The organism is Bordetella genomosp. 9, assembly GCF_002261425.1.
In the GTDB taxonomy this organism is placed as follows: Bacteria; Pseudomonadota; Gammaproteobacteria; order Burkholderiales; family Burkholderiaceae_B; genus Bordetella_C.
Map to the genome: position 1 here is coordinate 267,655 of NZ_NEVJ01000003.1, position 12,641 is coordinate 280,295.

The 12,641-nt window shown below is 68.3% G+C and carries 14 protein-coding genes; 9 read left to right on the forward strand and 5 right to left on the reverse strand.

Annotated elements, in window-relative coordinates:
* Positions 1-31: 31 nt before the first annotated feature.
* Entirely contained in the window at positions 32-862 is an 831-nt protein-coding gene (locus CAL26_RS12430; RefSeq protein ID WP_256988382.1) for an enoyl-CoA hydratase-related protein, read from the forward strand.
* Positions 863-901: 39 nt separating this feature from the next.
* Here the strand turns inward: CAL26_RS12430 and CAL26_RS12435 are convergent, their stop codons facing one another.
* A complete protein-coding gene (locus CAL26_RS12435) occupies positions 902-2,029 on the reverse strand; it encodes an alpha/beta hydrolase (protein ID WP_218831543.1) in 1,128 nt (375 codons plus the stop codon).
* 192 nt (positions 2,030-2,221) lie between these two features.
* On the opposite strand from CAL26_RS12435, the gene modA reads away from it, so the two are divergent.
* From modA to CAL26_RS12460, 5 genes are read left to right on the forward strand one after another with little or no spacing between them, the layout of a single operon-like run.
* Positions 2,222-2,977, forward strand: a complete 756-nt coding sequence (gene modA / locus CAL26_RS12440; protein ID WP_094847233.1) for a molybdate ABC transporter substrate-binding protein — start codon at positions 2,222-2,224, stop codon at positions 2,975-2,977.
* A 12-nt stretch (positions 2,978-2,989) separates the two neighbouring features.
* A complete protein-coding gene (gene modB / locus CAL26_RS12445; protein WP_094847234.1) occupies positions 2,990-3,667 on the forward strand; it encodes a molybdate ABC transporter permease subunit in 678 nt (225 codons plus the stop codon).
* A 50-nt stretch (positions 3,668-3,717) separates the two neighbouring features.
* Positions 3,718-4,818, forward strand: coding sequence for a molybdenum ABC transporter ATP-binding protein (gene modC, locus CAL26_RS12450; RefSeq protein ID WP_094849838.1), 1,101 nt, complete (start codon positions 3,718-3,720; stop codon positions 4,816-4,818).
* Between the two features lie 54 nt (positions 4,819-4,872).
* A complete protein-coding gene (locus tag CAL26_RS12455) occupies positions 4,873-5,853 on the forward strand; it encodes a glycosyltransferase (RefSeq protein WP_218831544.1) in 981 nt (326 codons plus the stop codon).
* A gap of 38 nt (positions 5,854-5,891) precedes the next feature.
* A complete protein-coding gene (locus CAL26_RS12460) occupies positions 5,892-6,284 on the forward strand; it encodes a winged helix-turn-helix domain-containing protein (protein WP_256988384.1) in 393 nt (130 codons plus the stop codon).
* Positions 6,285-6,354: 70 nt separating this feature from the next.
* Here the strand turns inward: CAL26_RS12460 and CAL26_RS12465 are convergent, their stop codons facing one another.
* Complete coding sequence (locus CAL26_RS12465; RefSeq protein ID WP_094847236.1) at positions 6,355-7,293, reverse strand: LysR family transcriptional regulator; 939 nt, start codon at positions 7,291-7,293, stop codon at positions 6,355-6,357.
* A gap of 95 nt (positions 7,294-7,388) precedes the next feature.
* On the opposite strand from CAL26_RS12465, the gene CAL26_RS12470 reads away from it, so the two are divergent.
* The 3 genes from CAL26_RS12470 to CAL26_RS12480 all read left to right on the forward strand — a co-directional run bounded on the left by CAL26_RS12470 (position 7,389) and on the right by CAL26_RS12480 (position 10,478).
* Positions 7,389-8,699 carry a 3-isopropylmalate dehydratase large subunit gene (locus CAL26_RS12470; protein WP_094847237.1) on the forward strand — a complete coding sequence of 437 codons (1,311 nt, stop codon included), beginning with the start codon at positions 7,389-7,391 and terminating at the stop codon, positions 8,697-8,699.
* On the forward strand, positions 8,692-9,243 hold the full coding sequence (locus CAL26_RS12475; RefSeq protein ID WP_094847238.1) for a hypothetical protein: 552 nt from the start codon (positions 8,692-8,694) through the stop codon (positions 9,241-9,243). The genes CAL26_RS12470 and CAL26_RS12475 overlap by 8 nt, the downstream gene beginning before the upstream one ends.
* Positions 9,244-9,494: 251 nt before the next feature.
* Positions 9,495-10,478: a Bug family tripartite tricarboxylate transporter substrate binding protein gene (locus CAL26_RS12480; RefSeq protein ID WP_179283346.1), complete on the forward strand. Its 984-nt coding sequence runs from the start codon at positions 9,495-9,497 to the stop codon at positions 10,476-10,478.
* Between the two features lie 54 nt (positions 10,479-10,532).
* Here CAL26_RS12480 and CAL26_RS12485 read toward each other — a convergent pair whose 3' ends face one another.
* From CAL26_RS12485 to CAL26_RS12495, 3 genes are all read right to left on the reverse strand, one after another.
* Positions 10,533-10,817: a hypothetical protein gene (locus CAL26_RS12485; RefSeq protein WP_094847240.1), complete on the reverse strand. Its 285-nt coding sequence runs from the start codon at positions 10,815-10,817 to the stop codon at positions 10,533-10,535.
* Positions 10,818-10,838: 21 nt separating this feature from the next.
* Positions 10,839-11,312, reverse strand: a complete 474-nt coding sequence (locus CAL26_RS12490; RefSeq protein ID WP_179283347.1) for a Spy/CpxP family protein refolding chaperone — start codon at positions 11,310-11,312, stop codon at positions 10,839-10,841.
* Between the two features lie 281 nt (positions 11,313-11,593).
* Positions 11,594-12,577 (reverse strand): LysR substrate-binding domain-containing protein, encoded by a 984-nt coding sequence (locus CAL26_RS12495; protein ID WP_094849840.1) that lies wholly within the window; start codon positions 12,575-12,577, stop codon positions 11,594-11,596.
* Between the last annotated feature and the right edge of the window lie 64 nt (positions 12,578-12,641).

The following is a 12,641-nucleotide window of genomic DNA, read 5'->3' on the forward strand; positions in this document are numbered from 1 at the left end:
GCGCTCGCCACACGCTACCCAAGGAGATGACGTGACGCCATTCGAAACCGCCGGCGCCCACCCGGCGCCCGCCGCCGATCCATGCCTGCGGCAGGCACGCCACGGCGGCGTGCTGGTATTGACGCTGGACCGGCCCGAGCGCCGCAACGCGCTCAGCCTGCCGCTGTATGAAAGCCTGCTGGCGGCCCTGCAGGCCGCCGCCCGCGATGACGAAATCGGCGCCGTCGTGCTGACGGGCGCGGGTCCGTCGTTCTGCGCCGGCGGCGACGTCGTGCGCATGGCCAACAATGCGGGAACGACGCCCGCGCCTTTCGAGAGCCGCTTGCGCGATCTGCGGCGCCGCACCGGCATCAGCGAATTGCTCCATGCCATGCCCAAGCCGACCATCTCCATGATCCGCGGCCACGCGATAGGCGCGGGCCTGAGCCTGGCCCTGGCCTGCGACATGCGCTACGCGGACACGACCGCCCGCCTGCGGACCGGCTTCGTCGACGTCGGGCTGTCGGGCGACTTCGGCGCGCATTACTTCCTGCCGCGCCTCGTCGGCGCCGCCAAGGCCCGCGAGCTTTTCCTGACCTCACCCATGCTGGACGCGCCGGCCGCTGCGGCGCTGGGGCTGCTCAATGGCGTCTTCGAACCGGACGCATTGGAAACCGCCGTCATGGACACCGCTACCCGACTCGCACGAGGCCCGCGCGCCGCGATCGCCCACATCAAGGACAACCTGAACGAAGCCGCCCATCTGCGCCTGGACGAAGTCCTGGACCGTGAATGCTGGCGGCAGCTCCGCTGCATGGAAACCCCCGACCACCACGAAGCCGCCCGCGCATTCGCCGAAAAGCGTCCGCCACGGTTCGCCTAGCGGACGAGCGGGATCGCCCTTGAACCGGGGCGTACGGGTTCAGGGTCGTGCGCCGCCCGCGTAGGCCTGCGTGGCGCGCGGCCCGGGGGCGGGGGCTTGCGCGGTGGGGTAGTGTTGTTCCGCGCCGCTGGGCAGGGCGGCCACCATGGGGGCGCGCATCCATGCCGCGATGTCGCGCCAGACGATCTCGGCCTGCAGGTCCCGGAGCAGCATGTGGTAGCCGTCGCTGTACAGCGCGACGCGCGGGCGCGCGTCGACGGGGGCGATCTCGATACGGCGCAGGGTTTCGGTGACCACCTTGTCGGGCAGCACCTGTTCGTGGCGCCCGAACAGCACCAGCAGCGGAACGTTCGGCGGGATGGCGGGCAGGGCGTCTTCGGCGTTGCTCATCAGGTCCACCAGCCCTTTCAAGGCGTCGATGCGCGTGCGCTTGATGACCAGCGGGTCCTTGCCCAGCGCGCGCAGCATTTCGATGTTGTCGGACGGCATGATCTTCAGGCCGCGCGGCGGCTCGACTTCCATGCCGGGGACGGTGTTGTAGCCCAGCCATAGGGTGAAGCGGTAGAACGGGTTCATGACCTCCCGGCCCCACATGGCGGGGGCCGACAGGATGGCGCCGGCGATATGCGTGGACAGCGGTGCATGCTGTCCCATGCCCGGCGGACCGCCCAGCGCGGACGCCACCACGGCGCCGCCCATGCTTTCGCCCAGCACGTAGACCGGCACGCCGGGATGCGCGGCGGACACCGCGGCGACGGCGGCGTTCAGGTCGGCGACCATGGTGGCGGTATCCGCCCAGATCCCCGGCCTGGGCCCGGCGCCGAAGCCGCGTTGATCATAGGCATAGGTCACGATGCCCTGTCCCGCCCAGTAGCGGGCGGCCTGGTCGAACGCATTGGAATAATCGTTCATCCCGTGCAGCGCGACGATGGCCGCCCAGGGCGGCTGGGCCGGCTGCCAGTTGCGCAGGGGCAGGTGCGCCCCGTCGACGGACACCAGGGTATTGCCGTCGATCGCCGGCGTGACGCTGGCCGGGCCCATGGGCTGGAAGCTGGTGCTGCAGGCCGCCAGCGCCAGCGTGGCCAGCACGCAGGCGAACCGCGGCCAGGCCCGCGCGCGCGGATGCGGGCGGCTGGGCGGCGGAGCGGGCGGACGGGCGATCGGCATGGTGGATGACCTGGTTCGGCGTGGGCGGGTGGCGGCGAGCGGGGGATACACGCGCGCGACGCCACATCGGCAGCGAAGTCGATTCTAAAAGACGGCAGCGGCGCCGCCAGCGCAAACCCCGGGCCGGCGGCGTTGAATCTGGCGTACTATATCGCCCGTCGTATACCGCTGAACATAACGATGGGAGTTCCGATGAAGCTGCGAATGATCCTCCTGGCCCTGGGGCTGTGCGCCGCGCTGGCCGCCACGATGGCGCGCGCCGCCGACGTCCAGGTGGCCGTGGCGGCCAACTTCACCGCGCCGATGAAGGCGATCGCCGACGCCTTCCAGAAAAAGACCGGCGATACGGTCGTCGCGGCCTATGGCGCCACCGGCCAGTTCTACGCCCAGATGAAGAACGGCGCGCCCTTCGAAGTGTTCCTGGCGGCCGACGACAGCACGCCCGCCAGGCTGGACCAGGAAAAGGCCACCGTGCCCGGGACTCGCTTCACCTACGCCATCGGCGCGCTGGCGCTCTGGTCGGCCAGGGAAGGCTACGTCGACAAGGATGGCAAGGTCCTGAAGCGGGGCGGCTTCGCCCACCTGTCGATCGCCAACCCCAAGGCGGCGCCCTATGGCCTGGCGGCCATCCAGACGCTGGAAAAGCTGGGATTGATGGACACGCTGCGGCCCAGAATCGTCGAAGGCCAGAACATCAGCCAGGCGCAGCAGTTCATCGCCAGCGGCAATGCGGAATTGGGCTTCGTCGCCCTGTCCCAGGTCTACAAGGACGGCAAGCTGACCAGCGGTTCCGCCTGGATCGTCCCGGAATCGCTGCACGAGCCGATCCGCCAGGACGCGGTCATCCTGGAAAAGGGCAAGGACAACCCCGCGGCGCGGGCTTTCGTGGATTTCCTGAAAGGCCCGGAGGCTGAGAAAATCATCCTTTCCTTCGGCTACAAACGCTAAGACGATACAACCATGCTGACGAGCGAGGACGCGGCCGCCATCTGGCTTACGCTGAAGCTGGCGGCGCTGACCACCTGCCTGCTGCTGGTCATCGGCACGCCCATCGCCTGGTGGCTGGCGCGTACCTCGTCGCGCTGGCGCGGCCCGGTCAGCGCGGTGGTGGCGCTGCCGCTCGTCCTGCCGCCCACGGTGATCGGTTTCTATCTGTTGCTCGCGATGGGGCCGAACGGCTATGTCGGCAAGCTGACCCAGGCCCTGGGCATCGGTACGCTGCCGTTCAGTTTCGCCGGTCTGGTGGTGGGCTCGCTGGTGTATTCGCTGCCGTTCGTGGTCCAGCCCCTGCACAATGCCTACGCCGCGGTCGGCCGTTGGCCCCTGGAAGCCGCCGCCACGCTGCGGGCGAGCGCCTGGGACCGTTTCGTGACGGTGGCGCTGCCGCTGGCGCGTCCGGGCTACCTGACGGCCGCCGTGCTGGGCTTCGCCCACACCGTGGGCGAATTCGGCGTGGTGCTGATGATAGGCGGCAATATTCCTGGCCGCACCCGCGTGGTCTCGGTACAGATCTACGACCACGTCGAAGCCCTGGAATACAGCCGCGCGCACATCCTGGCGGCCGGGATGGTGGTGCTTTCCTTCCTGATCCTGCTGTTGCTTTACGCACGGCGCCGCGATCCCTGGAGCAAGGCGTGAGCGCGCTGGCGGGGCAGGGGCCGCGGCCGGCGGACGCGACGCCGGCGGTCATCGAAGCGGGCGGCGGGCGGACGATAGAAGCCCGATTCCGCCTGCGCTACGGCGATTTCGGCCTGGACGTGGGGCTGAACCTGCCGGGCGGCGGTGTGACGGCGCTGTTCGGGCCCTCGGGGTCGGGCAAGACCACGCTGCTGCGTTGCATCGCCGGGCTGGAAACCGCCGACCCCGGCTATCTGAGCGTCAATGGCGAGGTCTGGCTGGATACCTCGCGTGGCTACGTATTGCCGCCGCACCGGCGGCCGCTGGGCTACGTTTTCCAGGACGCGAACCTGTTCCCGCACCTGGACGTGCGCGCCAACCTGCACTACGGCTACAAGCGCGTGGCGCCGGCGGAGCGCCGCATACAGCCCGACGACGCGATCGCCTTGCTGGGCATCGGGCACCTGTTGGCGCGCATGCCGGCCAGGTTGTCGGGCGGCGAACGCCAGCGGGTGGGCATCGCCCGGGCGCTATTGACCAGCCCCCGCCTGTTGCTGATGGACGAGCCCCTGGCCGCGCTGGACGACCGCCGCAAGCAGGAGATCGTGCCTTACCTGGAACGGCTGCACGATGAGCTCGATATCCCGGTGATCTACGTCAGCCACGCGGCCCACGAGGTCGCGCGCCTGGCGGATCACGTGGTCCTGATGGACAACGGCCGCGTGGTGTCCAGCGGGCCGATCGCGGAAACGCTGGCCGACCTCGGCCTGCCACCGGCGCGCGGCGACGATGCCTCGGTCGTGGTGCAGGGCGTCGCCGCGGGGTACGACGAAAGCTACCGGCTGCTGTCGGTGGGCTTGCCCGGCAGCCGTTCCACCCTGCGGGTGGTGCACGCCGCCGCGCCGGCGGGGCGGCGCATGCGTCTGGTGGTCAAGGCGCGCGACGTCAGCCTGGCGCTGACCCGGCAGGACGACGGCAGCATGCTCAACATCCTGCCGGTCACCGTACAGGGCAGCACGCCGGCGGACAATCCCGCCCACGTGATGGTGCGCCTGGACGCGGACGGCACGCCCTTGCTGGCCCGCGTCACCCGCTATTCGCATGACCGCCTGGAGCTCACTCCGGGCTTGCGGCTGTGGGCGCAGATCAAGGCCGTTTCGCTGCTGGTTTGAAGGGACGCTAAAATCCGCCCGGATTAATACTTTCGGCGTCATGCCCCCGGGTTCGTGGATCTCATCCAGGTCAGCATCGTTATGCCGGTGTACAACTGCGCCGCGTTCCTGCCGGCATCGCTGGATTCCCTGCTGGGCCAGCGCGGGTTGTCACTGGAAATCATCGCGGTCAATGACGGTTCTTCCGACGACAGCCTTGCCGTGCTGCGCGAACGGGCGCGGGCGGATGCGCGCCTGCGCGTCATCGACCAGGCGAACCAGGGGCCGTCGGTGGCCCGCAATGCCGGATTGCAGGCGGCGCGCGGCGAGTGGATCGTGTTCGCCGATGCCGACGACTGGGTCACCCCGGATACCTTGCGGGAATGGCATGACCTGGCGCGCTCCGGCGACGTGGACGTCCTGATCGGCAACGGCTACCGCTTCGCCACCGAGCCGCTGGCGCCCACCAAGGGGCCACTGCTGCAGCGCCAACGCTGGGGCGAAGTCATGTCCGGCCCCGACTGGATCGTCCATTGCACCAGCCAGGGGGAATGGCCTCATTATGTCTGGTTGCAGCTGATCCGGCGTTCTTTGATCGAGCAGCATGGATTGCGTTTCACGCCGGCCCTGCTGCACGAGGACATACTCTGGACGCTGCATCTGGCGCTGGCGGCCCGGCGCGTGGGCTTCGCGCGCCGGCCCGCGTATGCCTACCGCCTCAACCCGGATTCCATCGTTCGTTCCCCATCCCAGGCGTCGCTGGCGCGTCGGGCGCAGAGCTACGTCCACATACTGAAGACCCTGGTCGACTGCGCGGGCGCCGTGCGCGGCGATCCGGCGCTGCGGCGTGCGCTGTTGCGGCACGCCAATGTGGAATGCACGCATCTGGAAAGCATCCTGCGCAAGGAAATGCATGGCGGGCCCTTGCGCCGCGATGTGGCCCGCCGGCTGCATGAGATGAAGATCTGGCGCGCGCTGTGGCGGGGCGCCAGCGGTCTCAGGCAACGCCGCCGCCTGGCCCGCTGCTATCTGACCGTCGCACGCTATCGCCGATGAAGTATCCTGCGGCGATGGCAACTTCATCGACCTCCAAAATGCCGAACGCCGCCGTGTCTGCCGGCCGGGCCGATGCGCGCTTTCGCCTGCGCATCCGCAAGGGCGAGCTGCTGGCGATCGGGCCCGGCAAGGTCGCGCTGCTGGAAGCCATCGCCGAGCATGGATCGATATCCGCGGCGGCGCGCAGCCTGGGCATGTCGTATCGCCGGGCGTGGCTGCTGATCGACGAATTGAACCGCGCCCTGGCCGAACCGGCGACGGAGTCCGGCCCGGGGGGCGCCAGCGGCGGCGGCAGCACCTTGACGTCGGTGGGCGCACGCATCATTGCCTTGTACCGGGGCATCGAGACGCGGGCCCAGGACGCGTGCAAGGACCAGATACGGGAATTGACCTCGCTGCTCAGTCAGGACCCGGGTTTACCCTCCGCCTGAGCCTGAGCCTGAGCCTGAGCCTGAGCCCAGGGCAGGGCCAGGGACCGGGCGGCGCGCGCCGCCGTTGCGTTCACTTCTTCCTGCGCGACGTTCGTCCCGTCCCCCCGGCATGGGTGTCGATCTGCGCCACAGCGGCGCTGAACAGGTCGATGAAGCGCTGGCTCGGATCCGACAGCACCGATCCCCGCCGCGTGATCAGGTTCAGCGAACGCCGCACCACCGGGTCGCGCAGCGGCGTGAGCAGCATGTCGTGCGCCGCGGCGGCCGGCCGTATGCTGGTCGGCACGATGGCCACGCCCAGGTCCTCGCGCGCCAGCGCCAGCGCGGTGATCGTGTTGGTCGCTTCGTATGCCGGCCGCAGCGCCTGGCCCGCGCCCATGAATACGTTCTCGGTCAGCGTGCGCACCGTGCTGCCCACGGTCAGGGTGATGATGGGTTCGGACAGGATGTCCTTCCAGCGCACGATGCGTTTGCGCGCCAGCGCATGTCCCGGCGGAAAGGCCACCGCCAGCGTGTCCTCGGTCAAGGCCTGGCTATCCAGTTCGCTGTTCTTCTGTATGCCGAACCCCAGCCCGAAGTCGATTTCGCGCGCGTAGATCCGGCCGATGATTTCCTCGTTCACGCATTCGCGGAACACCACCGACACGCGCGGGTAGTCGTCGCGGAAGGCTTTCAGTACTTCCGGCAGCACCGTTCCCGCCAACTGCGGCGCCAGGCCCAGTGAGATCCGGCCCGCCTGGTCCGCGGCCAGGCCGCGCCCGCACGCCAGCACGGCCTGCGCATCCGCCAGCATGCGTTCGGCGATGGGCAATACCTGGCTGCCGGCCGGCGTCAGCGCGACGCTGCGCGTGGTGCGCTCGACCAGCCGCGTATCGAGACGTTCTTCCAGCCGCCTGATCAGGATGCTCAATCCGGCCTGCGTCAGATGCAGCTGATCCGCGGCCCGCGAAAACCCGCCCAGGCGCGCGAGCAGCACGAAGGCTTCCAATTGGCGCAGGTTCAGATTCATAAAGTTCTGCAATGAGTGGATAGTTGACTGTTATTTTACTTATCAACCACGGCGCATGACACTGTCGCATCGCTTCCACGTGCAGGGCCAAGGACATGGGTTACACCGCTATCGAAAAGGTGCTGGCACGGACTTCGGGTAAACCCGGCGTTCGTGCGGGCGATCTGGTTTACCCGGAGCCCGACATGGTGATGATCCACGACGGCCTGGTGAAGGAAGCCAAGGTCGAACTGGACCGCATCGGCATCGGCCGCGTCATGCAGCCGCAGAAGGTCATGATGGTCAGCGACCATGACACGGTCTACGGCAGCGACCGCGCCGCCGAGCGCGGCGCCTTCAATCGCAAGGCGGCGGCGCAATGGGGCGTGGGCAACTTCTATGACGCGGGACGCGGCGGCCACGGCCATATCTTCCCGATGGAAGACGGCAAGGTCCTGCCCGGCATGTTCTATTTCGACAACGACACCCACGCCACCAATGCCGGCGCCGTCGGCGCCTTCGGCATGCGGGTGGGCAATGAGATCTCGCGCGTGCTGGCCACCGGGACGACCTGGGTGGAAGTGCCGCGCACGGTGTTGCTGGAACTGCGCGGCCGGCTGGCCGACGGCGTCATGGCGCGCGATATCGGTTTCTTCCTGGCGCGCCAGGTCAAGCGCAAGGTGCTGGACATCGACCTGGATTACCGCGTGGTCGAATATGCCGGCGACCTCGATGCCTTCGGCTTCGGCGCGCGCGTGGCCCTGTGCAGCACGCCCACGGAAATGCGCGCGGCCGGCGTTTTCGTGCCGCCGTCGGAGGCCATGCTGGCCTACTGCCGGCGCCATGCGCAGCGCGACTTCGAGCCCGTGTACAGCGATCCCGACGCGGAATATGAATCGCGGCACCTGATCGAACTGGCGCATATCGCGCCCCAGGTCTCCCTGCCGGGCAACGTCGGCAATGCGGTGGACGTGGGCGAAGCCGCGGGCACGCGCATCGACCACGCCTTCATCGGTTCCTGTGGCTCCGGCACCTACGAAGACATGCTGCGCGCGGCCAGCGTACTGAAGGGCCGGCGTATCGCCGATCACGTCAGGCTGTTCATCGTGCCCGGCACCGAAAAGTCCACCCGCCGGCTGGCGGAAGAGGGCGTCATGCAAGTGTTGCTGGACGCCGGCGCGATGCTGCTGCCGGCCGGCTGTGGCCCCTGCAACGACGCGGTGGTCGGGCCGCTGGCGTCGGGCGAAGCTTCCATTTCGACCGCCACGAACAACAACGCGGGGCGCTTCGGGCCGACCGACGCGCGCCTGTACCTGGGCAATCCGGCCACGGTGGCGGCGTCGGCGGTGGCCGGCTGTATCGCCGATCCGCGCGGGCTGGATGCCGATGCCGACCTGTATCGCCGTAGCGAGGCCGCCTATGAATGACTATCAATGGGTCCTGCGAGGCCGCTGCTACAAGTTGGGCGACGATGTGCCGCACCCCGGCGGGGTCATCCCCGCGCGCTTCATCACTGCGCGCGAGATGGATCCGGCGGTGCTGACGCCGCACCTGTTCGCGGAAACGGATCCGGGTTTCGTGGAGCGATGCCGTCCGGGCGACATCATCGTCACCGGCCGCAATTTCGGCATGGGTCCCAAGGGCAATGGCTATGTCGCGATGCAGGCCCTGGGCCTGGGCCTGGTCTGCGCATCGATGTCGGTGCAGGCGTACCGCGCGGCGATCAGCACCGGCCTGCGCGTGCTGAACCATTGCACCGACATCACGGCGTATTGCGAGACCGGCGACGATCTGGAAGTGGATTTCCTGAACGGGACGTTCAGCAACCACACGCAGTCGCTGACCCGCCAGCTGCCGCCGGTGCCCGAGGCCCTGCGCGAGCTGCTGGCCTGCGGAGGTAACGAAGGCTGGCTCAAGCATTGGTGGACGACGCGGCAGGACGCGCCCGCCGCCGCCGCGGGGCAGCGCTAGCGACAGTATCGATTCCGTGATCCACGCCAGCCGGCGGATGGGTCACCAGCATGTACAAGGATCCGCGCCTGCAGGCGCGGACAGTCCACCGGAAAGAAGGTGGAGACGACATAAGCATAGGTACCGGCGGACAAGCAGGCACGGACCGATGCGGGGGACCACCGCGCGCTCAGGCAGATCGCGCGGCGGTACTGTGTTCAATCGTCACAGGAGTGGCGTCGTGCCTTGCCGGTGCGCGCCTTTTTGCCATCATGTCCATATCTCGATCGCGTTTCCTGCGCGGAGCGCTGGCTTGTGCCGTCCTCTGCGCGTCGTCCACCCTGGTGCGGGCGGCGGATACTTACCCCAATGGTCCCATCCGGTTCGTGGTGCCGGCCACGGCCGGCGGCACCACCGATGTGCTGGCGCGCGTGGTGGCGCAGCACATGACGCAATCGTGGGGCGTTCCCGTGATCGTGGAAAACCGCGCCGGGGCCGGTGGGGTCATCGGCGCCTCGTACGTCATCTCCAGCAAGCCCGACGGCCAGACCGTGCTGATCGCGCCCAGCGCCTTCGGCGTGCGGTCCGCGCTGGACAGGCGGCTGCCCTATGATCCCTTGAAGGATCTTGCCGGGGTGGGCCTGATGGCGCGCTCGCCCAGCTTCCTGGTGGTATCGACCAGCCTGGGCGTGAAGTCGCTGGCCGAGCTGGCGGCCTATGCGAAGGCGCGGCCGGATGGCGTCGCCTACGGTTCCGCCGGGGCCGGCAGCACCGGGCACCTGCACGCGGCGCAATTCGCGGCGGTGTACGGGTTCTCGGGTGTGCACGTGCCGTATCGCGGCACCCCGGAAGCGGTGACGGACGTCATGCAGAACCGGGTGCAGTATGCCTTCGCGCCGGGTCCGAATGCCTTGCCGCTGGCGCGCGACGGTCGCCTGGTGGTCCTGGGCGCGACGTCCGCAGCGGGGCAGAAGTTCCTGCCGGGCGTGGCCGTGGTCAACAAACCTGGCATGGACGGCGTCAACGCCGACGACTGGTTCGGCGCCCTGGTGCCCGGCAAGACGCCGATGGATGTACGGCAGAAGCTCAGTGCCGAAATCGCCCGGATCCTGGCCTTGCCGGACGTGCGCAAGCGGCTGAACGATCTGGGCGCCGAGCCCGTGTCCAGCACGCCCGAGCAATTCGACACGATGCTCAAGGACTACGTGACGTCGATACGCAAGCTCGGCGAAGAGATGAATATCTCGCTGGAGTAAACCTGCGCGGGCAGCAGCGGCGGGGCCGCCGCCGCCCGCGACCGGCGGGTGTCGTCAGTGGTGATGATCGTCGTGGTGCCCGTGGTCGTCATGGTGATCGTGATGATCGTCATGGCGCACCACCACGACCGGGCGACGGTAATGTCCCCATTCGTTGTGGCCGCGATAGACCACGGGCGGCGGGGCGACGTACACCGGGCGCGGGGCGACCACGACCGGCGGCGGCGCGGTATAGACAGGCGTGCCTATGCCCAGGTTGATGCTGACCTGGGCCTGGGCCGCCGGCAGCGCGGCTGCCGCGGCCAGGCCCGCCAGCGTGGCCAGGATAGCGCGTTTCATTGGACGGTCCTCCGGCAACGGTCAGCCCTGGCTCGGGGCGGGTGCAGCCTTGTGCTGCTGCTTGCGCGCCGCGTGGCGCTCATGCGATTCGGCGAACACCTTGTCGGCGTTCTTCTTCTGGTCGTCCGGCATGGCGTTGTACAGCGGGGCGAAGACGGCGGCCAGTTTCTTCACGCCGTCGGAGTTGGCCTGCGTGATCTGGGCATAGGAGTCCAGGTCCTCGAGCGCGGACATGGAGTCGTGATCTTCGCGCTTGGAAATCAACTGGTCGATCTGGGCGGCGTTGTCGCGCATGGTCTGCGCGACCACCGTCCATTGCGGCTCTTCGGCCGAGGTGATTTTCAATTGGTCGTGCAGCTGCTTGATGTGCTGTTCGACGCGCGCGTTGGCCTGCGTCGTCGCGGCGGCGCCGGTGGCGGTCACGGCGGAGTTTTGCGCCAGGGCCGCGCTGCCGAATAGCAGCGATGCGGCCAACACGGTGATGCGCAGTTTCATCCTGTTCTCCTGAATAGATGCGATTGAACGCCGCGCCATGACCCGGGTTCGGGCCATGGCGGAAGCGGTGCCCAGCATACGCATTTGCCCGAGCGCGAATTTGTGCCGTCGCCCTTGTTTGGTGATGAATCGTACTGTCAGCTTCGCGGGCGCGACACGCACGGTCCCAGGGATGACGGCTCGCGCGTGCCGCCGCCGCCCGGCCGGACGCGAGGCGATGGTTTGCCATTGCTTACGACTGCGCCAGATTGTGGGCGCTCGTCGCGTGGCGGGACGCGTGTTCAGGACGCCAGCGGCCCGGGACGCGCGTCGCTGGCGGACGGGTCGCCCACCGTCTCGCGGCAGGCCTCGCGCAGGATTTCGACGAAGCGTTCTTCCGCTTCCAGGGCGACATCGCGCCGGCGGCGTATCAGGCTGATCGGCGGCAGCGACCAGTCAAAATCCCAGGCCACGCGGATCACGTCGCCGCTGCGCGCCAGGTCGTCCGCGATGTCCTCGGGAACGATGGATACCAGGCTGTCGTCATGGCGCATCAGCAAGGCGATGACGTCCATGGAATAGGTCTGTATGCGTGGCGACGGCGGCCGCACGCCGGCGCGGGTGAAAAGCTCGCTGATCATGTTGCCGATCGGGGTGGCCGGCGCGGGCAGTATCCAGTTCATCTCGGCCAGCTCGCGCCAGTCGGGCCTGCGCCGCGCGATGCGCCGGGCCAACTGCGGGTTGGCGACCAGCGCGGGCCGCTGGGGGTAGAGGACTTCATGATGCAGCTCGTCCATGCCTATCATCACCGAGGCCCGGCCGATGACGCAGTCGAGTTCATGCGCCCGCAGGCCTTGCAGCAGCTGGTCGGTGGTGGCGCGCTCCAGCCGCACGGTGATGCGATGGCCGTCGTACAGCCGCTCTATGGTCGGCACGAGTACGCGCGCCGAGATGAAGGGGATCGCGCCGACGTGCAGGTGCGCCGAATGCCCGCCGCGTAGTGCGTCCATTTCCAGCGCCCAATGATCGATGTCCTGCAGCATGTGCCGCGCGCGCACGACGGCCAGCTCGCCCAGGGGCGTGGGGTGCAGCCCGCGCGCGGTGCGCAGGAACAGCGGCCCGCCGAACAGATCCTCGATTTCGGCCAGCGACTTGGTCGCCGCCGGCTGGCTCACGCCCAGGGACTCCGCGACCCGCGTCAGCGAATCGCCAGGCGATATGCGGGTGAGCAAGGTCAGGTGGCGCAGCTTCAGGCGCGAGAGCAGGCGGGCGGAGACAGGTTGCACGGTGATCCCGGGGCAATTTTCGTGAAGCACGATAATAACCATATGGTTATGGATCCATCATAAA